At 69.4% G+C, this 21,939-nt stretch carries 21 protein-coding genes and 1 pseudogene; 10 read left to right on the plus strand and 12 right to left on the minus strand.

Annotated elements, in window-relative coordinates; genetic code table 11:
- Positions 1–25: 25 nt before the first annotated feature.
- Together ACIBI4_RS04755 and ACIBI4_RS04760 are read right to left on the minus strand one after the other, a co-directional pair.
- Positions 26–214 (minus strand): hypothetical protein, encoded by a 189-nt coding sequence (locus tag ACIBI4_RS04755; protein WP_399202668.1) that lies wholly within the window; start codon positions 212–214, stop codon positions 26–28.
- Positions 139–336, minus strand: a complete 198-nt coding sequence (locus ACIBI4_RS04760; protein WP_399202147.1) for a hypothetical protein — start codon at positions 334–336, stop codon at positions 139–141. The genes ACIBI4_RS04755 and ACIBI4_RS04760 overlap by 76 nt, the downstream gene beginning before the upstream one ends.
- Positions 337–375: 39 nt before the next feature.
- Here ACIBI4_RS04760 and ACIBI4_RS04765 point away from each other — a divergent pair, with 39 nt between their 5' ends.
- Together ACIBI4_RS04765 and ACIBI4_RS04770 are read left to right on the plus strand one after the other, a co-directional pair.
- Positions 376–924 (plus strand): class I SAM-dependent methyltransferase, encoded by a 549-nt coding sequence (locus ACIBI4_RS04765; protein WP_399202148.1) that lies wholly within the window; start codon positions 376–378, stop codon positions 922–924.
- 146 nt (positions 925–1,070) lie between these two features.
- Complete coding sequence (locus tag ACIBI4_RS04770) at positions 1,071–1,586, plus strand: hypothetical protein (RefSeq protein WP_399202149.1); 516 nt, start codon at positions 1,071–1,073, stop codon at positions 1,584–1,586.
- A 17-nt stretch (positions 1,587–1,603) separates the two neighbouring features.
- On the opposite strand, the gene ACIBI4_RS04775 is transcribed toward ACIBI4_RS04770, so the two are convergent.
- The 4 genes from ACIBI4_RS04775 to ACIBI4_RS04790 all read right to left on the minus strand — a co-directional run bounded on the left by ACIBI4_RS04775 (position 1,604) and on the right by ACIBI4_RS04790 (position 5,697).
- Positions 1,604–2,173 (minus strand): GNAT family N-acetyltransferase, encoded by a 570-nt coding sequence (locus ACIBI4_RS04775; protein WP_399202150.1) that lies wholly within the window; start codon positions 2,171–2,173, stop codon positions 1,604–1,606.
- A 331-nt stretch (positions 2,174–2,504) separates the two neighbouring features.
- Positions 2,505–3,449: a TerC family protein gene (locus tag ACIBI4_RS04780; RefSeq protein WP_399202151.1), complete on the minus strand. Its 945-nt coding sequence runs from the start codon at positions 3,447–3,449 to the stop codon at positions 2,505–2,507.
- A gap of 60 nt (positions 3,450–3,509) precedes the next feature.
- Positions 3,510–4,634, minus strand: a complete 1,125-nt coding sequence (locus ACIBI4_RS04785; protein ID WP_399202152.1) for a fatty acid desaturase family protein — start codon at positions 4,632–4,634, stop codon at positions 3,510–3,512.
- 7 nt (positions 4,635–4,641) lie between these two features.
- Positions 4,642–5,697, minus strand: coding sequence for a ferredoxin reductase (locus ACIBI4_RS04790; protein ID WP_399202153.1), 1,056 nt, complete (start codon positions 5,695–5,697; stop codon positions 4,642–4,644).
- A gap of 87 nt (positions 5,698–5,784) precedes the next feature.
- On the opposite strand from ACIBI4_RS04790, the gene ACIBI4_RS04795 reads away from it, so the two are divergent.
- Positions 5,785–6,924, plus strand: a complete 1,140-nt coding sequence (locus ACIBI4_RS04795; RefSeq protein WP_399202154.1) for a PucR family transcriptional regulator — start codon at positions 5,785–5,787, stop codon at positions 6,922–6,924.
- Positions 6,925–7,003: 79 nt separating this feature from the next.
- Positions 7,004–7,342 carry a thioredoxin family protein gene (locus ACIBI4_RS04800; protein ID WP_399202155.1) on the plus strand — a complete coding sequence of 113 codons (339 nt, stop codon included), beginning with the start codon at positions 7,004–7,006 and terminating at the stop codon, positions 7,340–7,342.
- A 61-nt stretch (positions 7,343–7,403) separates the two neighbouring features.
- Here ACIBI4_RS04800 and ACIBI4_RS04805 read toward each other — a convergent pair whose 3' ends face one another.
- Positions 7,404–8,795: a Mucin-2 gene (locus ACIBI4_RS04805; protein ID WP_399202156.1), complete on the minus strand. Its 1,392-nt coding sequence runs from the start codon at positions 8,793–8,795 to the stop codon at positions 7,404–7,406.
- An 86-nt stretch (positions 8,796–8,881) separates the two neighbouring features.
- Positions 8,882–9,706 carry a pentapeptide repeat-containing protein gene (locus ACIBI4_RS04810; RefSeq protein ID WP_399202157.1) on the minus strand — a complete coding sequence of 275 codons (825 nt, stop codon included), beginning with the start codon at positions 9,704–9,706 and terminating at the stop codon, positions 8,882–8,884.
- A 393-nt stretch (positions 9,707–10,099) separates the two neighbouring features.
- On the opposite strand from ACIBI4_RS04810, the gene ACIBI4_RS04815 reads away from it, so the two are divergent.
- Entirely contained in the window at positions 10,100–10,444 is a 345-nt protein-coding gene (locus tag ACIBI4_RS04815) for a DoxX family protein (RefSeq protein WP_399202158.1), read from the plus strand.
- Between the two features lie 88 nt (positions 10,445–10,532).
- Here ACIBI4_RS04815 and ACIBI4_RS04820 read toward each other — a convergent pair whose 3' ends face one another.
- The 3 genes from ACIBI4_RS04820 to ACIBI4_RS04830 all read right to left on the minus strand — a co-directional run bounded on the left by ACIBI4_RS04820 (position 10,533) and on the right by ACIBI4_RS04830 (position 13,626).
- Positions 10,533–11,555 carry a metallophosphoesterase family protein gene (locus ACIBI4_RS04820; RefSeq protein WP_399202159.1) on the minus strand — a complete coding sequence of 341 codons (1,023 nt, stop codon included), beginning with the start codon at positions 11,553–11,555 and terminating at the stop codon, positions 10,533–10,535.
- Positions 11,556–11,694: 139 nt separating this feature from the next.
- On the minus strand, positions 11,695–12,264 hold the full coding sequence (locus ACIBI4_RS04825; RefSeq protein ID WP_399202160.1) for a hypothetical protein: 570 nt from the start codon (positions 12,262–12,264) through the stop codon (positions 11,695–11,697).
- A gap of 105 nt (positions 12,265–12,369) precedes the next feature.
- Entirely contained in the window at positions 12,370–13,626 is a 1,257-nt protein-coding gene (locus ACIBI4_RS04830) for a PucR family transcriptional regulator (protein ID WP_399202161.1), read from the minus strand.
- Positions 13,627–13,782: 156 nt separating this feature from the next.
- On the opposite strand from ACIBI4_RS04830, the gene ACIBI4_RS04835 reads away from it, so the two are divergent.
- Positions 13,783–14,649 carry an SGNH/GDSL hydrolase family protein gene (locus ACIBI4_RS04835; RefSeq protein WP_399202162.1) on the plus strand — a complete coding sequence of 289 codons (867 nt, stop codon included), beginning with the start codon at positions 13,783–13,785 and terminating at the stop codon, positions 14,647–14,649.
- A gap of 8 nt (positions 14,650–14,657) precedes the next feature.
- Positions 14,658–16,649 (plus strand): hypothetical protein, encoded by a 1,992-nt coding sequence (locus tag ACIBI4_RS04840; RefSeq protein WP_399202163.1) that lies wholly within the window; start codon positions 14,658–14,660, stop codon positions 16,647–16,649.
- Positions 16,650–16,709: 60 nt separating this feature from the next.
- Here the strand turns inward: ACIBI4_RS04840 and ACIBI4_RS04845 are convergent, their stop codons facing one another.
- Complete coding sequence (locus ACIBI4_RS04845; protein WP_399202164.1) at positions 16,710–17,243, minus strand: hypothetical protein; 534 nt, start codon at positions 17,241–17,243, stop codon at positions 16,710–16,712.
- Between the two features lie 90 nt (positions 17,244–17,333).
- Here ACIBI4_RS04845 and ligA point away from each other — a divergent pair, with 90 nt between their 5' ends.
- The 3 genes and pseudogenes from ligA (at position 17,334) to ACIBI4_RS04860 (ending at position 21,897) form a co-directional block, all read left to right on the plus strand.
- Positions 17,334–19,454 carry an NAD-dependent DNA ligase LigA gene (ligA, locus tag ACIBI4_RS04850; protein ID WP_399202165.1) on the plus strand — a complete coding sequence of 707 codons (2,121 nt, stop codon included), beginning with the start codon at positions 17,334–17,336 and terminating at the stop codon, positions 19,452–19,454.
- Positions 19,455–19,734: 280 nt separating this feature from the next.
- A pseudogene (locus tag ACIBI4_RS04855) lies at positions 19,735–20,592 on the plus strand (chitosanase); the annotation flags it as partial.
- Positions 20,593–20,604: 12 nt separating this feature from the next.
- Positions 20,605–21,897 (plus strand): discoidin domain-containing protein, encoded by a 1,293-nt coding sequence (locus ACIBI4_RS04860; RefSeq protein WP_399202646.1) that lies wholly within the window; start codon positions 20,605–20,607, stop codon positions 21,895–21,897.
- The last annotated feature ends 42 nt before the right edge of the window (positions 21,898–21,939 follow it).

Below are 21,939 nucleotides of genomic sequence, written 5' to 3' on the forward strand. Positions count from 1 at the left end.
TGCGTCCAACGTGACACCGATCGTGCTAGGAGTAGCGCACGGCCCTCTTCAGTGCGGTCTCGATCTCCAGGCGCGGCGTGCCGCACTCCGCGGCGTACTCCCTGATCCGTTCCTGCACCGCGACGGCGGTCTCCACCGTCAGCGTCCCGGCCTGAATCGCCGTCCAGGCGCAACGTTCCAGCTCCACCAGATCATCAGGAAGTTCGACTGCCACGACAGGATCGTATGCCGCCCACCTCGGCCGGTACCGTCGCAGTGACGGCGACACGCGAAGAACCCCTCACAGCGATCAGGCATATATCGAGAGGAGCCTGATCTCATCGGGCAGACACGCATTGGTCTGCGCGACCGCCCCAGCGCCGAACGGACCAATCCATGGCCGACCAGAAGAGCTGGAACGAGTCATACGCCGACGGCAACGCGTGGCGTCGCGTCACCGACGCCGAAGTCGTCGCGCTTGCCGCGCACTTGCCGGCCGTCGCATACGGTGCACGGGCGCTCGATGTCGGCTGTGGCACTGGCAAGTACGCCGCCGCGCTGCACGTACTCGGATATGACGTCGACGGGATCGACTGGGCTCCTGCTGCCATCAAGCACGCCCGTGGTCTCGAGCAGCCCGGTCTCCGCTTCCACGTCGCCGATCTGGCGGATCCCGGTCTGGCGCCCGGCTATGGGCTGGTGACGGCGCGGCTGGTGTATCCGGTCGTCGACGACCGGGCGGCGCTCCTGGAAGCCGTCGACCAACTCCTGGCCCCGGACGGTGTGTTCGTGGTGACCGCGCCGCGGCCCGACATACTGCCCGCGTCGCGCCGTCATGTCGGGCTGTCCGGGGAGCACCTGGGTGAACTCGCCGACTGGGCCGCTGTCTTGCACGTAGTCGGCCACGAAGAGCTCCGTATCGCCCTGTGTACTCGCTCCACCTGAGCGCAGGTGGCGATTTCCGGGTTTGACCAGCGCCGCCATGCGCAGTGCGCCTTCCAGGCAGCCCTGATCACGTACGGTTGGCGGCGAACGAGATCTCACACCGTCAACTTGCCTTCGGTAAAGGGGAGTTAGTGAACACTCGGGATGTGGTGCGCTTGGTGGGGCGCCGTGCGGCGCTTCGCTACCTTGCCGTGGGAACGGTCGCGGCCGCGGTCAGCGCATGCGGGGGAAACGACAGTCCGGCCGGCGGGCCGAAAGCTCAGGCGCTCAAGGCTTACGCCGTCGGCGACTGGGAGATGAGCAGCACTGCGGGACGCGAAGGGACCATCACCGTCAACGAGGACGGCACATGGTCCGAGACAGTCATCGGCGGCCTGTCGGGAAAGTGGCAGCTCGACAAGAAGGGGCTCACCGTGACGATGGACGGAATCGACAGCGAGGAGGCGTCCGAGCATCCGTACTTCCTGCCCGACGTGCCCGACCAGAAGGAGCCCGCGCTGTCCGGCAGGACTTACGCCTTGGAGGGCGGCTGGTCCAGCGACTTCGACGGCAAAGTCAGTGTGAGCACCAAGAAGGACCAGGTCATCTTGACCTTCCCCGACGCATGGAGCGGCGAGGACAGTGATGACGGCGTCGTAGTCACACTGTCCAGAGCCGCATGACCCCAGCCCTCGCGGCGTCAGCCGCCCGTCGGCGCGGAAGTCGGGTGCCACTCGCGACGCAGGAGGCCGAACACCCACGAGTCGGAGACGTCTCCGTTGACAATGCAGTCCTCGCGGAGGGTGCCTTCACGGACGAAGCCGAGCTTCTCCAGGACCCGGCCGGACGCCACATTGCGGGTGTCGGCCTCGGCCTGGACGCGGTTCAGGTCCAGCGTGTCGAACGCCCACCGCAGGACTGCATGCGCACTCTCCGTGGCATAGCCGTGACCCCACGCGGCGGCATCGAAGACGTAGCCGAGGGATGCGCTGCGGAAGTCGGGGTTCCAGCTGGTCAGGCCGCACCAGCCGATGAACGCGCCGTCCTCGGCACGCTCGATGGCCACCCGTGCTCCCGTGCCTTCTTCCTCGATCCGTCGGCACACCGCAATGAAGCGCTCGGCGCGGGCCGGGTCGGTCCACGGCGGGGAGTCCCAGTACCGCAACACGTGGGCGCTGCTGTGCAGCTCGTACAACGAGGCCGCGTCGGCGTCGGTGAACGGCCTCAACCGCAGGCGGGCGGTGTGCAGTTCGGGGGTCGGGAGAGTCATGCGCTGCATCCTGTCGCGACTCACCCGCCCCGCACCAGCCAATTAGCACAGGAGCGGCGCGGGGGGCGTGCCCTGGTTCACCGTCCGAAATGGTGGTTGTGATGGTGATGGTGGTGGCGGTCGTGGAGTTGCTCGTGTTCGGGGTACTCCGCGTACGCAGGGCACTCTGGGTTACGGCAGGGGCCCGGGCCCCAGACCGGGACCAGTACCCCTAGGGACTTGTGACGGCCCGTGATGACGAGCTCGCGGTCATGGCTGCAGGCCGGGCACAGGAGCTCGCCGTGCGCGGCATCCTCATGGTTTTCTTTGCCCATTCTTTAACAATAGGCGGTTATGTCGCATCGTGCCTCGGTCGCCGGATGCTGAGGAGTACGGAGGCGGTCAGGACAACGACGATGACGGCCAGGCTCACCGGCGAAGGGATCTCCGGAATATCGGTGCTGATCATCTTGTGGGACGCCTGCAGGATCAGCTTCACGCCGATGAACGAGAGGATGATCGCGAGCCCCGTGTTGAGGTAGTGGAAGCGGTCGAGCAGCCCGGACAGCAAGAAGTACAGGGCCCGCAGGCCGAGGATCGCGAAGGCGTTGGAGGTGTAGACGATGAACGCGTCGTCGCTGACCGCGAGCACCGCGGGCACACTGTCCACCGCGAACACCAGGTCGGCGGCCTCGATCGCGGCGACCACCGCGAGCAGCGGGGTGGCGACGCGCTTGCCCGCCTCCTTGACGAAGAAATGCGCACCCGCGTACTCGTCCCGGACCGGCACGATCTTCCGCAGGGCCCGTACGGCGAGGCTGGAGCCGGGGTCGAAGGCGTCGTCGTCCTCCTTCAGCAGTTTGTACGTGCTGTAGAAGAGGATCGCGGCGAAGACGAAGAGCACCGCGGTGAAGCGGCTGACCACGGCCACGCCGAGGGAAAGGAAGATACCGCGGAACACGAGTGCCCCGATGACACCGAAGAACAGCACCCGGTGCTGGTAGGCGCGAGGCACCTTGAAGTAGGCGAAGATCACGGCGAAGACGAAGAGGTTGTCCACCGACAGGCTCTTCTCCAGCAGCCAGGCGGTGGTGTACTCGGTGCCGGCCGTCGGTCCGAGCACGAGGAAGACGGTGCCGCCGAAGATGAGCGCGAGCCCCACCCACAGGCCGCTCCAGGCACCGGCCTCCTTGAAGCCGATGACGTGTGCGGTGCGGTGCGCGAACAGGTCCACCGCGAGCGACACCACCACCGTCGCGGCGAACGCGATCCACAGCCAGAGCGGGACATCGAGCACGTCGGTCAGCTCCCTCGGCCGACGCAGGGCCGGCCCCTGCTACCGATTGTGCAGGATCCGTCAGGCTCCCGTTGCGACGAGTTCCTTCTCGCGGTCCGGTGTCCTGGCCTTGGGGGTCTTGTTCGGCAGCGAGAGGCGGAAGACCTTGTGCCACGCGGAGAACACCTGCTTGGGGAGCGGGCCGGTGACGTAGTCCAGTTCGTACTTCTCGAACAGTGCGCGGACCTTCACCGCGACCTCGGCGTACCGGTTGCTCGGCAGGTCCGGGAACAGGTGGTGTTCGATCTGGTGGGAGAGGTTGCCGGTCATGAAGTGCATGGCCTTGCTGCCGCTGATGTTGGCCGAGCCCATCATCTGGCGCAGGTACCACTGGCCGCGGGTCTCGCCCTTGATCGACCGGCGCTCGAAGACCTGTACACCCTCGGGGAAGTGCCCGCACATGATGACCGAGTGGGACCAGATGTTGCGGACCAGGTTCGCGGTGAAGGTGGCGGCGAGCGTGGGCAGGAACGACGGGCCCGAGAGCAGCGGGTGGATCACGTAGTCCTTGAGGACCTGCTTGCGGATCTTGCGGCCCACGGCCTTGGCGCGTGCACGGAACGCCGGGTCCTTACGGCGCCGCTTGCTCAGGTTCTTGCCGAGCTCCAGGTCGTAGGCGGCGATGCCGTACTCGAAGAAGCAGGCGTTGACGAAGTTCCACAGCGGCTGGCCGAGGTGGAAGGGCTGCCACTTCTGGTCCTCGTCGACGCGCATGATGCCGTAGCCGAGGTCGTTGTCCTTGCCGATCACGTTCGTGTACGTGTGGTGCAGCTCGTTGTGCGAGTGCTTCCACTGATCGGACGGCGAGACGTGGTCCCACTCCCAGGTCGTGGAGTGGATCTTCGGATCCCGCATCCAGTCCCACTGGCCGTGCAGGATGTTGTGGCCGATCTCCATGTTGTCCATGATCTTCGCCACGGACAGCCCGGCCGTTCCGATCACCCACGCGGGCGGGAAGATCGAGAACAGCAGCACGCCCCTGCTGGCCAGCTCGAGTTTGCGCTGCGCCGAGATGACCTTGCGGATATACGCGGCGTCCTTCTCACCGCGGCTCGCGATCACCTCGTCACGGATCGCGTCCAGCTCGCGGCCCAGTTCCTCGATCTGCTCCGCGGTGAGGTGGGCGGTGGGGTCGATGGCGGTCACAGTATTCCTACCGTTCGATGGTGCAGGGGCCCGCGGCCGCGGACACACAGGTCTGGATGAGGACGCCGGGGTCGGCCTCGGTGATCTCGCCGGTGCGCAGGTCGCGGACCGCGCCGGCCTTGAGCGGTGTGACGCAGCCGAAGCAGATGCCCATACGGCATCCGGAGGGCATGAGCACGCCGGCTTCCTCACCGATGTCGAGCAGCGGTGTCGCGCCGTCGGCCTCGGCGGTCCTGCCCGTGGCGCTGAACGTGACCTCGCCGCCGTCACCGGTGACGACGATGGTGGGGCGGAAGCGTTCGGTGTGCAGACGCTCCTGTACGCCGTGCTCCGTCCAGTGCTCTTCGGCGGCGTCGAGCAGGCCCGCAGGCCCGCAGGCCCACGTCTCGCGCTCGGCCCAGTCGGGCACGAGTTCGTCGAGGCGGGTGATGTCGAGCATGCCGTCGGTGTCGGTGTGCACCTCGGTGAGCTGCAGCTTCTTGTCCGCGACGAGGTCATGCAGTGCGCTGCGGAAGATCACGTCCTGCGGCTGTGGCGCGCAGTGGACCATGACAACGTCGTCGAACTCGGTGTCGCGCAGCATGCCCATCACAGGTGTGATGCCGCTGCCGGCCGTCAGGTAGAGCACCTTGGCGGGCTTGGCCCGCGGCAGTACGAAGTCGCCGGTCGCCTGGTCGAGCTGGATCAGCGTGCCCGGCTTCGCCCTGCGGACCAGGTGGTTGCTGACCTTGCCGTCCGGGATCGCCTTCACGGTGATCGCGATGCGGCCGTCCGGGCGGTCCGTCGGTGAGGTGAGGGAGTACGCGCGCCACAGGCGCACCCCGTCGACGTCCACCCCGATCCGTACGTACTGACCGGCGGTGTGGCCACGCCAGCCGCGTCCCGGCTTGATCACGATGGTCGCGGCGTCGGCCGTCTCGGGGTGCACGGCCTCGATGCGCCCACGGAGATCGGCGCCCGCGCGCAGGGGGCTCACCAGGTCGAGGTAGTCCGACGGCAGCAGGGGCGTCGTGACCATCTCAAGGAGTTTCCAGGCCCTGCTGCGGGGGGCTGCACTCGTCATGGCTTCAGCTTGGTGCGCCTCAAGGCGTAAAGTCCTGACCGAAGGACGTAAATCTGGTCGGCAGAATTGTTCGCAGGGAACAAAAACGTGAGTCATGCAATCCAGAGGGCCGGGGAGCTGGCCCTGGATGAGACGACGGTCACCGCACTGCGGGCGGAGCTGAGGACCACCGCGGACGAGATCGTCCAGGCGATCATCGACGAGGTCCCTTCGTACGCCAACGCCCTCTCGGGCCGCATGGGCGCCACCATCCGCCGGGCCGTCCGCACCGCGCTGGGGCACTACCTCGACCTCGCGAGCGGGAACGTCCACAGCAGCGACGGCGGTGACGCGGCCTACGAGCTGGGACGCGGCGAGGTGCGCGACGGCCGTTCGATGGACGCCCTGCTCAGCGCCTACCGCGTCGGCGCCCGAGTGGCCTGGCGATGCCTGGCAGCGGGCGCAGTACCCGCAGGTCTGCCCGCCGCCGAGGTCGCGAAGTTCGCCGAGCTGACCTTCGCCTATATCGACGAGCTGTCCGCCGCGAGCGCCGCGGGCCACGCCGATGAGCTCGCCGCCCGGGGCAGGGCCCACGAACTCCACCTGGAACGCCTGGCCCGTGATCTGATCGCCGGCGCGACCCCGGATGTGCTGCTCGCCTCCGTTCAGCGGGCCGGATGGCAGCCACCGGTATCGCTGACCGCGGTAGTACTGCCCGCCGCCCAGGCCAGGCCCGCCTACCGCACGCTCGACCCGAACACCCTCGTCCTCGACGACCTGCCGGACGCCACCGGTGTGCTGCTCGTCCCCGACGCCGACCGGCCACGGCTCATGCGGCAGCTCACCGAGCGCACCGCCGTGGTCGGCCCGGCCCGGCCATGGACGCGCGCATCCGCCTCGTACGCACGCGCCGTACGCGCACGCTCCCTCTCCCCCGGCATCCGCGACACCGAGGACCATCTGCCCGAGCTGGTGCTCAGCGCCGACGCCGACGCGTTCGCGGACCTGCGAACCCGGGCCCTGGCACCGTTGCGGGCCCTGCCCGTCGCGACCGCACGTCGCCTGGAGGAGACATTGCGGGCGTGGCTGCTGCACCAGGGCAGGCGGGACGAGGTGGCGGCCGCGTTGTTCGTCCACCCGCAGACGGTGCGCTATCGGATGGCGCAGCTGCGGGACCTGTTCCCGGACCTCGGATCGCCGGACCGTGTCCTCGAACTGACGCTGGCAGTCGGTCCACGGGACGGCTGACGTGTACATCGGCCGTCCACCCGCGCGAGGGATGATAGGGACGGAACGCGAACAACAGAACGTCAGGTCAGGAGCTTTCATGGCGCAGCGGGTTCATCGGCCCCGTGAGGACGCGGAGTTCGACTTCATCCTCAGGATGAGCAGCACTCCGGTCCTCGCCTATTTCACCGGGACCTGGACCAAGGCGCTCGAGCCCTGCCGGGTCATGGACCTCGTGGTGGGTGGCATCGCCGAGGAGTACACAGGCCGACTGACCGCCGTCCGCACCGACATCACGCGTTGTCCGGCCGCAACCGAGCGATACGGGATCACCGGGGCCCCGTCCTTCGTCCTGTTGAAGGACGGAGAAGCGGTGGCGCGCGGCGCGGGGCCCATGACCAGCGCCGAGGTGCGGGAGGTCCTGGACGGGCACCTCTGAGCGGCCTGTGGCTGTGAAGCCCTTGCCTTCGCGGTGCCAGTTGAGGCGTACGGCTCGGCAGTCAGGCGGGAACGCCCGCCCGGTCCAGGACAGCGGCCAACTCGTCCTCCGGGAGCGCCGGATTGGCACCTGCGCTGGAGGCCAGTTCGGGGACGTGGAGGGCCTCGCGGAGCCGGTGGAGGGGGAGACGCGGGTCGCCGGCCGCAGCCTGCCGCGTCCAGACCACCGGGTCGTGGCTGAGCCGTTCGATCAACTGCGGTGTGGCGGCCGGATCCCGTACGGCCAGCCGGCGGTAGTTCCCGTCCGGGTGGTCGGCATAGCGCGCGGCGAGGCCCTCGCGGGGAAAGCGAGGGTGGGTCTCGGCCATCCAGGCGGAGAACGTCCCGCCGAGCCGCGCGTACACACGCATCAGGACCTTCTCCGGAGCGTCGGGGTGGTGAATGCCCAGAAGGTTCTCCACCACCGGGTCCTCGACGTGTGCGAGCAGGCTCAGCAGGTCGGGCGGCAGGTGAGGGCTGCGGGCTGCGGCGCGCCGGAGCAGGGGGTGGGCGGAGGTCGCGGCCTTGCGCAGCACCTCAGGGTCGGCGAGCCCATCGCGTACCCACTGCGCCCCATCGCCCCTGTCGAAGTCCCCCACCGTGAAGTCGATCTCCATGCGCCGCGTCTCGTCCAACTCCGGCCTGAGGGAGATGGCGAGCCGTACGGCCTCGTCGGGGTCGACAGCGAGTCGCGCTACGAGGTCGGCGGGCAGCGACGGGTTCTCGGCGAGGGAGGTCAGGTGTGTCCGCTCGGCGACGCAGCGTTCGGCGTCGGCGCGGCGGAGGAGCCCTCGGCGCTGTGCCTCGGCGGCGGACTGCGGATCGCGGAGAAGTTCGGCGGTGATGCGCGCATCCTGCCGGCACTCCCACAGCGCGGCGGCCCGTCGCACTTCGGGATCAGGGTCGGCCGACAGCGCCGACCGTTCGCCTGGCGGCAGGACCTCCCATGCGCGCACGGCTGTCCGGCGCGCCGGCGCACTGTGATGAGCAGCCATGGAAGCCACGAACGACGGCGCCAGATGGGGCGAGTCCAGCAGGGCCGTCCGGACCGCAGGAGCGGGGTCGTCGAGCAGGCGGAAGCACACAGCGTCCGGGAGCGGTGCAACCTTCGTGCGCGGGGTGTACACCTCCGGCCCGTACGCGAGAGCGGCTCGCACCTTGGGAGAAGGATCGTCCGCGAGCCGGGCCCGCTGTGCAGGCTCGGCCCTGGCACTCATGGCGAAATCGATCCGGACACCCTGATGCGGGTGGGCTTGGATCAACACGACAGCCGACTCCGGAAGTCCAGCCCGCTGGACCGCGTAACGGGGCGGGCCGTCGCCGTCCCCGTTGAAGGCGAGCAGGCGCAGCAGCAGCGGTGTCGGCAGCGCCGGATTGCGGGCGACTCCGTCCAGCGCGGATACGTGGAACGCCACCACGTTTTCCCCTCCCTGTGGCTTCCCCGACGGGGTCGGGCTCGTTCATGACCGAGAGACGTAGCAGTCCGTGAAGCTGAAGGGTGTCACCTGAGGGCGCCTGTCAGGTCGGCGCCGGACGTGTCGGCGTCCTCGAGGTTGGCGCCGCGTAGATCTGCGCCGGTCAAGTCCGTGCCCGTCAGGTTCGTGCCGGAGAGCTTCGCCCGCGTCAGATCTGCGCCGTGCATGGGGGCCCCGGCCAACCACGCTCCGGTCAAGTCCGCTTCCTTCAGGCGTATGCCACGCATGTCCCCGCTGAGCGCTGAACCCGAAAGGTCGGCCCCGACGAGATTCGCTTCGGCGAGATTGCAGTCGCCGAAATTCACGCCGGACAGGTCCGAACCACGCATTCCCGCACCAGCCAGATATGCGCCACGCAGATCAGCGCCACGCAGGTCGGCGTCAGAGAGGTAGATCTTGTCGGTGTCGCTGCGGTGATCGCGGCGGCCGATCACCCTGAGGGCACCTTGCAGGTCCTCCCGCAGCCGCACCCTCTGCCCGGACGTCTGCGCGTAAGCCTCCCCCATCACCGGGTGCGCGTCCGCGTCGCGGGAATGCTCGCGGACGAACGCGGCCAGAACTGCCATCACCGCGCCATGGTCCGGTGGCGAGTCACGAGCGATCCGCTCAAGTGCGTAGATCCCACCGAGCCGAACCTCCAGGCTTGCAGAGCCCAACTGCTCGACCGCCCCCGTATAGCGGTCGGTCACCTGCTGCTGCCTGCTCAGCCGGAAGGTGCGGGCCGTGTAGAACACCGCCACCATCGCGAGCAGGCCACCAGCGGCCTGCAGCATGCGGCCCCGTACGTTGTTCTTCGCCTGGGCGGACTGCTCGGCGGTCAGACCGTGAGCGCCGTCGACATGTTCGACCACCCACCCGGCTCCCGGCCCGAAGGCCCACAACGCCAGTCCGGCCCCCATCACACCGGGTATGAGCCATAGCCACCACCGTGTCCTGCCCGGATGCATGTCCGCCATAGCGGGCCAGCTTAGGAATCAAGCCGCGCCGCGTGGAAGGGCCACGTTCGCCCATGGCAGGAGGGCGCGTCGTCTGCCGGTGGCTTCAGATGCGGCTTGTCGTTGCGATGGAGTCCCTCTGTCCCGCGGGCGCGTTTTCCTCGAGAGCAACGTTGGTGCCGGTCAGAGCCATTGCCGGTGTCCCGTGGTGTCCCATCGCGCTGGGATCCTCGGTGGGTGCGGGCTGTGATGGGGCATGCCGCCAACGCGGCACCGAACCCGACCAGCACCACCGCCGAGGGAGTCCTCATGTCCACCACCGCTGTCGCCGTCACCGCCCTGACCGCCCTCTGGGTCGGTTTCTCCGGCATCTCACTGCTGCGACGCGCCACCTTCGTCATCGAGCCTCTGCAGGAGTACGGCGTGCCGCGTACCTGGTGGACGCCGCTCGCGGTGCTCAAGCTCCTCGGCGCGGCGGGCCTGTTGACGGGCCTGGCCGTGAAGGCCATCGGCGTCGCGGCCGCGATCGGCCTCGCCCTCTACTTCCTCGGCGCGGTCATCACCGTCCTGCGCGCACGCTCCTACAAGACCGTCGCGTTCCCGATCCTGTACCTGGCCCCCGTGATCGCCACCTGGGCGCTGGCCTTCGCCTGAAGGCTGACCCGATGGGGCCGGCCGGCGCCTGGCGAGTCCTGGGCGCGACCGGCGCCTTACGGTGCGGTCGCGCCCAGATTCCTCCGGCTCAGATCCTCGTGGCGAGGGGCACCGTCACCTGCTTCAGCCACGCGCCCGCTGCGAAGTCGCGCGCCTTGATGACGACGCGGTCGCGGTGCACCTCCACCTGGAGGCCCTGGTTGAAGGTGCCGGGGACCGTGTTCTCGCCGCCCTGGCCGTTGTCGGTGAAACCGGTCTGGACAGCGCCCGTGTTGACCACCGAGAAGCCCTCGAGGTTCGCGGTGCCGGGCACCACGCGGCGCACGTACCAGTCGGACAGGCCGAGGTCCCAGTGCGTGTGGCCGCTGAAGAGGAACACGTCCTTGTGCCGGCCGAGGATACCGAGGAGGCGGTCGGCCTGGAGGTAGTCGCTCAGGTAGAGCTTGTTGCGGGTGCCCGAGACCGTGTTCGGCAGCGGGTGGTGGGTGATCACCATGACCGGCTTGCGCCGCCGCGCCCAGTACCGCAGCCGCTCCTCCAGCCACTGCAACTGCGCCTCGCTCAGCCACACTTCGTCCCACAGTTTCGGGTCGTGGTAGTGCATGTACCGCTCCGTGCCGATGGTCAGCACGGGTATCCCGCCGAACGTCGTCTCCGCATGGACGCGGCCGCGTTCCGCGAAGTGGTAGAAGGAGCGGAAGAGGGAGTCCTCGGTCGTCCCGTTCGGCCATGTGGCCTGCGCGAGTGTCTGCGGGTCGGCCCACTTCGGCACGTAGAACTCGTGGTTGCCGATCGCCCAGGCGATCTCCCGCGGGTGCGGCTCGTCCGCCAGGACCTTCCGCACCTCCGCGTACTCGGCGTCGTACCCGCGCGGTGTGATGTCCCCGGCCACGGCGAGGCCCGAACCGTGCGGGTTCGTCGCTCTGATGTCCCGCAGCGCGACCGCCAGGTCGCCGAGGTCGCCCTGGATGTCGCTGATGACGTCGAACGTGGTCACCGGCCTGCCCCCGTTCTGCGCCCGCTGCGGAGCCGCCGCCTCGGCGGGCAGCGCGGTCAGGCCGCCGAGTGTGACGGCTCCGGCCGTCGCGGTGATGAGGGATCTGCGTCGCACGATCAAGGGTTCCTTCCCCAGGAGATGCCGAACACCTCGCGGCACACGGCACTTTTGGACCAGACCCGTTACCTTTACGCGACCAAGAGGGTGCGGGAATGAACAGCGCGGGACGAACCGGCGGACCACTCGTCGCCGTTCAGGAACCACTCGCTCCCGAGTCATCGGCCGGACGCCACCGCGGCGGCCAGGGCACGTTGTGTGCGATCCGACCTCCCCGGACGCCGAGGTCAGTACGTGCAGCCTGGACAAAGTCCTGGCGTGCCTGGCGGAATTCCAGATACGCCTCATCCCACGTGGCAACACCGGCGGTGGGGACTCCGCGGGCGAGCCACTCAAGGTGCCACAGCGCGTGATTGAGCTTCACCGCCGCGGTGTTGCTGTCCACGTCACCCAGCAGCCACAACGTCTCGGCGAGAGCCGAACGGCGCACCTCGGCCGCAGTGAGTTCCCTCAGGAGGTCGTCGGTCTCCTCCAGCGGCGTGTAGCCCGACGTGAGGCCGCGCGCGATGGCCAGCGCCTTGTAGTGGCTGCTGAGTTCCTTGACCGCATGCGCGTACTCCGCGTAGGCGTTGAGGCGCCGCTCGTCCCAGCGGACCGACTGCTGGCGGCGCCAACGGGTCCGCTCGTTGATCGCAGACACCGCCAGGGACACCACCGCGCCAACCGCCACACCGACAAGCGGCAGTACCTGAGCCGCGAGACTCATCCATCTCCCCCATACGTCCGATGAGTTGCTCCTCCTATGGAGCCATCTGCTCAGTGGGCCATGAACTCAACCCCGGCGGCGGATGGCCGTGGGCCACACCCTGGGTCAGCCGTGCCGCGGTCCACGCGTCAGTGAACGCCGCGCCACAAGCGCCGCGTTGAGGTGCTGGAGGTCGGCCGGGTGGGACGGGGAGAGGCCGGTGAGGCGGGCGATGCGGCGGATGCGGTAGTCGACGGTGTTGGGGTGGATGTGCAGGGCTGCCGCCGCGGTCCTGCGGTCGAGGCCGCAGGCGAGGTACGTCTCCAGCGTGCGCAGCAGCTCCGGTCTGGTGTCCAGGGGGCCGATCAGGTGGGCCAGTCCGTCGCGGGCCGCGCTGGGGCGGCTCAGCTGGTAGTCGAGGAGTACGTCCGAGAGGCGGTAGAGGCCGGGGCCGCGTCCGGTTGACCGTACGACTTCGACGATTTCCGCGGTGTGCGCGACCGCGGCGGGGACGGCGGCGGGCTCGACGACGTCCCCGGCCGCCGTGACGGGTACGGCAGCCGAGTGGGCCGCTCCGTCGATGAGGAGACAGAGCTCCTCCCAGGGTGGCGGGGCGCTCAGCGGCAACAGGACGGTGCCGCCCTCGCTGTCGAGCGCGGTCAGTGCCGGTTCGCCCGCGTACCGGTCGAGCACCGCCCGTACGCGCCTGATCTTGCGGCGGGTGGCGATGCGTCCGCCCGGGCCGGGGTCCGCCTCGTCGGGATGCGTGCCGAAGGAGACGGTGAGGGCCGCGTAGAGCGCTGCGGGGCGGGGGCCGGCCCGCAGCAGACCCGGTGCGTCGCCGGTGAGAAGTGCGGCCATCAGGGCGTGGCGGCCGCCGTGCTCCTGACTGTCGAGGATCTGGCGCGCCTCCAGGTAGGCGGCGCTGACGGCCGAGGTCAACTGCCGTTGCAGCACCATGATGTGGGCGACGGCTTCCTGAACGTCGGCGAGTTCCTCCGGGCCCGCGTCCGCGGAGATCTCGTCCCAGCACATCGCCGTCCCCAGGTGGTACGCGGTGAGGATGGCGTCCAGCGGCACCCCTTCCTCGGCGCGCTGCGCGGCGGAGTCGCGCTGCTGGTCGAGTTCTGCGTGGGTGGCGGGGCGGCGTTGTTCGACCACGTCGGCGAAAAGCCGCAGATTGTGCTGGACGATGTCGGCGATGTCGCCCGCGACCTCCTCGCTCGGCAGGCCCGCGTAGACGGGCAGTTCGGCGAGGAGCCGGTCGACGACCTGGCGGGCCAGGACGGGGACCCGGGCCCTGAGGTGCGGAGCGACCGCGCGGCCGCCGATGCGCAGCGCACTTCCTCTCGCAGGCGGTCCCGATTCTTTGTCACGCGTCACAAAGGCCCCCGGGGAAGTCTGCGTTACCCACCAGTTAAACAGCGTCACGTGAATCTGCAAGATGACCGGCGGCACAGTCCATCACCGCAGTGACAGCAGTCGGGAGCCGCAGTGAACTCTCCGTACAGCAAAGGGAATTGGCCTGGACTCCGCCGAATGGGCAGGGCGGCGCTGGGAGTGGCCGCACTGGCGGGCATGACCCTCGGCGTCAGCGTGGCCCCCGCGTCGGCCGATACCGCGGCACAGCAGGTCTATGTGGCGCTCGGCGACTCGATGGCCTCGGCCCCCCTGGTGCTGCCCACCACCGGGCCGCTCGCCTGTGGCCGCTCCACGCGCAACTACGCGCATCTGCTGGCCGACCGGCTGAAGGTCGACGTGTTCCGGGACGTGACGTGCAGCGGCGCGGACACCCGTGACATGACGCAGCCGCAGAAACTCTCCCTGCTGGGGGTGGACGCGGGGACCGCTCCGCCGCAGTTCGACGCGCTGAGCGCGGACACCACCCTGGTCACGCTCACCATCGGCGGCAATGACGCCGGCCTGGTGGGCGTGGCGCAGAACTGCATGCAGCTCAACCCGCTGGGCGACCGCTGCAAGGACTCGTACGTCAAGGACGGGGTCGACCAGGTGGCCCAGCGCATCGACGCGCTGGGACCGAAGCTCGGCGCCGTACTGGACACCATCCACCAGCGCTCCCCGCAGGCCCGGGTGCTGGTCACCGGGTACGGCGACTACATCAAGAAGGGCGGCTGCTGGCCCGTGGTGCCGGTGCTCGGCAGTGACGCCGACTGGCTGCAGGGCAGCGTCGACCGGATGAACGGGGTGATCGCCGCCCAGTCGGCCGCCCACGGCGCCGAGTACGTCGACGTGCGCACCCCGAGCAAGGGACACGACGCCTGCCAGGCGCCGGGCGTGAAGTGGCTCGAGGGCTTCGTGCCCACCAACCTGGCGGCGCCGCTGCACCCCAACGCGCTGGGTGAGCAGGCGTACGCGGGCTTCATCGCCGCCCGGATCGGCGGCTGACGACACCCATGCGTATCCGTGTTCTCACGGCGTTGGCGGCGGCGCTCGGCGCCGCCGCCGCGCTGCTGTCACCCACCGCGTCCCAGGCGGCCGTCGATCACGGGAAGGCGCGGGGCTGCGATCCCCTCGCTCCCGCGGAGTGCCTGCTGCCGTTCCCCAACGACTGGTTCACCCGCGCCGATTCCTCCACCCCCACCGGGCGGCGGGTGGACTTCAGCGCCGCCACGCTCCCCAAGAACGCGGCGGGCGTCCCTGCCGATCCCACGGCCTGGAACCGTTCCGACGGCTTCTCGCCGGGATCCGCGCTGATCGTGCAGGTCCCCGGGCTCGATGCGGCGGTCACCGGCGCGGCTCCGCTCACCGACATCAGCCGCTCCCTCGACGCGGACGCCCCCATCGTGCTGATGGACGCGGACACAGGTGAACGATGGCCCTACTGGGCCGAGTCGGACTCCAACGCCACGAGTCCCGGCCGTCAGGCGCTGCTCGTCCACCCCGCCCGCAACTTCCGCGACGGCCACCGCTACGTGGTCGCCCTGCGGTCCCTGAAGGGAGCCGACGGCCGTACGCTGCCGCCCTCCGAGGCGTTCACGACGGCGGCCGGCCACCGGCTCCCCCGCTCCCACCCGCTGTACGAGCGTCAGCGCGCCCTGCGACCCGTGCTCGACACACTGCGGCGTCGCCACGTGGCGACCAAGGACCTCCATCTGGCCTGGGACTTCACCGTGGCCAGCACCCGCAACCTCACCGGCGACCTGTTCTCCATGCGCGACGACGCGTTCCGCCGGCTCGGCTCCCGCGCACCCGAGTTCAAGATCACCGACGTGAAGGACTTCACCGCCGCACAGGACCCGGCCATCGCCCGCGAGGTCTCCGGCCAGGTCACCGTCCCCAGCTATCTCTCACTGCCCGGCGGGCTCCCCGGATCCACGCTCCACCGCGGCCGCGACGGCAGACCGGAGCGCTTGCCCGGCAACACCCAACTGGCCCGGTTCCGCTGCGAGATACCCCGCTCGGCCTTCACCTCACCGTCCCGCCCCGCGCTGTACGGGCACGGACTGCTCGGCAGCCGCAACGAAGTCGGCGCGGGCAACGTCAAGGCGATGGCCGGCGAGCACAACTTCACCTTCTGCGCGACGGACTGGATCGGCATGGCCCAGGAGGACATCCCCGTCGTCCTCAGTGCCCTCGGCGACCTGAGCCGCTTCCCCGCGATACCCGAACGCTCCGAGCAGGGCATGCTCAACGCCCTCTTCCTGGGGCGTGACCTGATCCATCCGCAGGGCCTCACCGCCGACGCCGCCTTCCGCACCGCCGACGGGCGACCGCTGCTCGACACCGCACACGGTCTCGCGTACGACGGGAACAGCCAGGGCGGCATCCTGGGCGGCGCACTCGTCGCCGCGTCGAAGGACATCCGCCGCGGGGTGCTCGGCGTGACCGGCATGAACTACGGGCTCCTGCTCAACCGCAGCTCCGACTTCGCGCCCTTCCAGCAGATCCTCGACGTCGCCTACCCCGACAAGCTCCGGCAGCAGTTGGTCCTGCAGCTGTACCAGATGGTCTGGGACCGGGGAGAGACGAACGGCTACGCGGCTCACCTGACCGATCGCCACCAGGTGCTGATGCACATCGCGTACGGCGACCACCAAGTGGCCAACGCGGCCGCCGACGTCGAGGCCCGTACGATCGGCGCCCGGATCGTCACGCCCGCACTGGCCTCCGGCCGCAGCCCCGACCGGGTCCCGTACTGGGGCATCCGCACCGTCCGCTCCTCCCAACTCCCCTACCGGGGCTCGGCGATGGTGGTGTGGGACAGCGGTACGCCGAGTCCTCCGGTCACCAATACCCCTCCCACCGAGCCTGCCTACGGTCGCGACCCGCACTCGGATCCCCGCAACGCGGCGGCCGCCCGCCGGCAGAAGGCCGCCTTCCTGACCTCAGGGCAGGTCATCGATGTCTGCGCCTCTCTCCCCTGCACCGCCACCCCCACACCCTGACCGGAGGCTGTTCGCCGACGCGCTGGGAAGGGACCGGCGGGCGCGACGTGACATCGAGCCCTACACGTTCGCGCGCACCAGAGCCGCCAGCTCGTCAGCGGACTCCTCGGTCAGGCGGTAGAAGCCCTGAAGGCTGATCGAGCGCTCCAGGAGCCCGTCCTCGACGTACTTCAGTACACGGGTGTGACCACGGCGGTTGCGCCAGGTGAGCCGCTCCAGCAGCTCCCCGGGTATCGGCAGATCGAAGCGCACAGCAGTCCCGTCGACGTGCACGGCGTCGGCACCGCAGCCTTCGGCGCCGAGCATCGCCCACTCGTGGTGGCCGGGGTGCGCCGGATCCTGCCAGGTGGCGGGCTCGGCTCCGCAGCAGGACCGCCGCTGCCGGTCGAGGACGCGCATCCGGCTCACCACGTACACCACGCGGCGGTTGACATGGAGCGCGTACACGTCGTCTCCGGCAGTAGCACCGGACCACGCGGGCAGGGAGGTGTGAACGCCGCTGAAGGCGACCGGCGGCCGTTGGCCCACGCGCCCTTCTCTGCGCAGCGCACGGCAGGTGTCATGGGTCCACAGCACGGTGAAGGCATCAGACATGCGGGTGATCGTAGGTACGAGCACTGACACCGCGACCCTCGCGGAACCTCACACTCCGGATTGTCAGTGGCAAGCGGGAGTATGGATCACATGACGACGACCTCTGCCGTACTCGCCGACGCCTCCGCCTACGCCGACGCGGTGGCCACCGCCACGAAGGCGGCTGCTGCCTACTACGCCGGGGGCGACAGCGCCCTGGATGACGACAGCTACGACCGGCTGGTCCGGGCGATCGAGGCGTACGAGAAGGACCACCCGGGTGAGGTTCTCGCCGACTCGCCGACCGGCAAGGTCGCGGGTGGGGCGGCGCTGGGCGATGTGCCGCACACCGTTCCCATGCTCTCCCTCGACAACGTCTTCTCCGCCGAGCAGCTGGCCGCCTGGGCCGCCGGCGTGGAGCGGCGCATCGGCCGTGAGGTCTCGCAGTGGAGCGTCGAGCCCAAGCTGGACGGCCTGGCGATCGCGGCACGCTATGCGGACGGCAGGCTCACCCGGATCATCACGCGTGGCGACGGCACGGCCGGCGAGGACGTCTCGCATGGGATCGACAGCATCGAAGGGCTCCCGGCCCGGCTGGCCGAGCCGCACACGCTGGAGATCCGCGGCGAAGTCCTGATGACCACGGTCCAGTTCGAGCAGGCCAACGAGGCACGTACCGCGCATGGCGGTGAGCCGTTCGCCAACGCACGCAGCGCCGCCGCCGGCAGCCTGCGCGCCAAGGACCGGGCGTACAAGGTACGGATGCTGTTCTTCGGGTACGGGGTGATTCCCACGGCGGACACCGCGGACGATCTCGCCGAGCGGTTGCGCACCCTGCCGCACGGCGAGCTCATGGCCGAGGTCGCCGGGCTCGGCGTGCACACGGCGGACGCCACCGAGGTGCCGGGTCGTGTCGTGAGCACGGTCGACGCCGTGCAGCAGCGCGTCGAGGAGATCGGTGCGCTGCGCGCCGAGCTGCCCTTCGGCATCGACGGCATCGTCATCAAGGCGGACCTCGCCCCCGACCAGCGGGACGCCGGTTTCGGCTCGCGTGCACCGCGCTGGGCGATCGCCTACAAGCTGCCCGCCGTCGAGAAGATCACCAAGCTGGTGGGGGTCGAGTGGAACGTCGGGCGTACCGGCATCATCGCCCCGCGCGCCCAGCTCGAACCGGTCGAGATCGACGGCTCCACCGTCACGTACGCCACGCTGCACAACCCGGCCGACATCACCCGCCGCGACCTGCGGATCGGTGACCAGGTGATGGTCTACAAGGCGGGCGACATCATCCCGCGCATCGAGGCCCCGGTCGCCCATCTGCGTACGGGGGATGAACAGCCGATCGCGTTTCCCGAGGTGTGCCCGCAGTGCGGCTCCGCGATCGACACCAGCGAGCAGCGCTGGCGCTGTGAGCGCGGCCGCAACTGCCATCTGGTCGCCTCGCTCAGCTATGCGGCCGGCCGCGATCAGCTCGACATCGAGGGTCTGGGCGCCTCGCGCATCGTGCAGTTGGTGGACGCCGGCCTGGTGGCGGATCTCGCCGATCTGTTCACCGTCACCCGCGATCAGCTGCTCGCGCTCGACAGGATGGGTCCGACGAGCACCGACAATCTCCTCGCGGCGATCGAGCAGGCGAAGGCGCAGCCGCTGTCGCGCGTGCTGTGCGCGCTGGGGGTGCGCGGCACGGGTCGTTCCATGTCGCGCCGTATCGCCCGGCACTTCGCCACGATGGAGGCCATCCGCGCGGCGGACGAGGCAGCCGTCCAGGAGGTCGAGGGCATCGGTCCGGAGAAGTCTCCGGTGATCATTGCGGAGTTGGCCGAGCTGGCGCCCGTGATCGACAAGCTGGTCGCCGCCGGAGTGAACATGACCGAGCCGGGCGCGACCGCACCGGCGCCGGCGGGCGGGAGCGGCGCGGGTGAGAGCACGGAGGACGGGAGCACGGAGCGCGGGAGCGGCGCGGGCGAGGAGCGGCCCGCCGGTCCGCTCGACGGGATGACGGTGGTGGTCACGGGTGCGATGACCGGTCCGCTGGAGTCGCTGAGCCGCAACCAGATGAACGAACTCGTGGAGCGGGCGGGCGGAAAGTCCTCCTCCAGCGTCTCCAAGCGCACCTCACTGGTGGTGGCCGGCGAGGGAGCCGGCTCGAAGCGGTCCAAGGCCGAGGACCTGGGGATCCGACTTGTCACGCCGGACGAGTTCGCCGGGATGCTGGGCGATTTGACGGCGTGATCGCACGCGAACCGACCTGACGGGAGGCGAGGGCCGATGCCCTCGCCTCCCGTCGCGTTCTCCCGCCGAACCCGAAGCTCCCGAACTTCCCTCCCGCCACACGTCTTGCGGAGAGACCCGACTTGCCAATAGAAAGGAAAGGTTCCTATCAATCAACTGCGGTAGGGACAGCCGAGGTTCCGCACCTCTTCGACCACGGTTCCGCACCGTCATGCAGCCCCGAACTCCCCCTGCCGGGCAGGCATGCCCACGCCCGGCCAGACGAGAACCGGAGAAGCACATGCCACTCCCCACTCCGCGACGGCGCCCGGCGCCGTCCGGATCGCGGCACCGCACCACCGGCCATCGCCGCCGCCGCAAGATCTCCTTCCGGATCGCCCTCGCCACGCTGCTCGCCGCCGTCCCCGCGGTGATCCTCCTCAACACCAGTCAGGCGGCGGCACCCACCGGGCTCGACGACCCGGTCAAGAAGGAGATCGCCATGCAACTGGTCTCCAGCGCCGAGAACTCGTCCCTCGAATGGAAGGAGCAGTACGACTACATCGAGGACATCGGCGACGGCCGCGGCTACACCGCCGGCATCGTCGGCTTCTGCTCAGGAACCCACGACATGCTCGAACTCGTCGAGTACTACACCGAGCAGGAACCCGACAATCCGCTCGCCGAGTACCTGCCCGCACTGCGCGAGGTCGACGGCTCCGACTCCCACGAGGGACTCGACCCCGGCTTCACCGACGCATGGCAGGAGGCGGCACGGACCACGGCCTTCAAGGAGGCCCAGAACCACGAGCGCGACCGGGTCTACTTCAACCCGTCCGTCTCCCGGGCCAAGAGCGACAAGCTCCAAGAACTCGGCCAGTTCGCCTACTACGACGCCATCGTCATGCACGGCCAGGAAGGCTTCGACTCGATCCGCGCCGAGGCACGCTCCAACGCCGAGACCCCGGCCGACGGCGGGAACGAGACCACGTATCTGCACGCGTTCCTCGACGCCCGCGTGGCGGAGATGAAGAAGGAGGCCGCGCACGAGGACACAAGCCGCGTCGACACCGCCCAGCGCGTCTTCCTCGACAACGGAAACCTGCAGCTGAAGACGCCGCTGTCCTGGCACGTCTACGGCGACCCGTTCGAGATAGCGAAGGATCCCGTGGTGGATCCGGCGCCCAACCCCTCACCCAGTGAACCGGGCGGCGGCGAGGCCCAGCTGCTCTCCCGCGGCAAGCCCGCGACGGCTTCCTCCACCGAGACCACCTCGTTCCCCGCGAGCAAGGCGGTCGACGGCAGCAACACCACCCGCTGGGCCAGCAAGGAAGGCGTCGACCCGCAGTGGCTGCGGATCGACCTCGGCGCGCAGGTGAACGTCTCCAAGGTGAAGCTGCTCTGGGAAGCGGCCTACGCGAAGGCCTACCGCGTCGAAATCTCCGCGGACGGCTCCGCCTGGACCCGTCTCGCCACGGAGACAGCGGGCAACGGCGGCACCGACGAGTGGACGGGCCTGACCGGCAAGGGGCGTTACGTGCGCGTGTACGGAACGGCTCGCGGCACCTCGTACGGCTACTCGCTGTTCGAGGCCGAGGTGTACGGCACCACCGGCTCGGGCCCGACCGACCCGCCCACCGACCCGCCGGGGAGCGGCGCGTTCACCGTGGTCGGCGCCGGTGACATCGCCGCCCAGTGCACGCAGAGCGACGCGGACTGCCAGCACTTCAAGACCGCCGACCGGGCCGAGGCCATCGACCCGGCGTTCTACATCACGATGGGCGACAACCAGTACGACGACGCCCACATCGAGGACTTCGAGAACTACTACGACAAGTCCTGGGGCCGCTTCAAGGCCAACACCCATCCCGTACCCGGCAACCACGAGTCGTACGACGACTACGAGAACCGGGACGAGAAGGCCTACCGCGAGTACTTCGGCTCCCGCGCCACCCCGCAGGGCAAGATGTGGTACTCGTACGACCGCGGGAACTGGCACTTCGTCGCCCTGAACTCCAACCGGTTCGACGAGGAGGAGCAGCTGGACTGGCTGGCGGCGGACCTGGCCGCGAACGACAAGAAGTGCGTGGCCGCGTACTGGCACGAGCCGCTGTTCAGCTCCGGCGACCATGGCAACGTGCCGGTCAGCCGCCCCGTATGGGAGCTCCTGGAAGGCGCCGACACCGAGCTGGTGCTCAACGGCCACGACCACCACTACGAGCGCTTCGCCCCGCAGAACCGGAACGCACAGGCCGACCCGAACGGCATCGTCGAGATCATCGGCGGCGCCGGCGGCAAGGACCTGTACGGGGCGGGCGACACGGTCCAGCCCAACAGCGCCAAGCGGATCTGGGACAAGTACGGCGTCGTGCGGCTCGACTTCACCGACACGGGCTTCCGCTCCCAGTTCGTCGAGACCGACGGCACCGTCCTCGACACCAGCCCCACGTACTCCTGCCACTGACCGGCCACCCCCCGACGTCCCGGGCGCGTCCGCACATGGGCG

This window comes from Streptomyces sp. NPDC050418 (assembly GCF_044458745.1).
GTDB lineage: Bacteria > Actinomycetota > Actinomycetes > Streptomycetales > Streptomycetaceae > Streptomyces.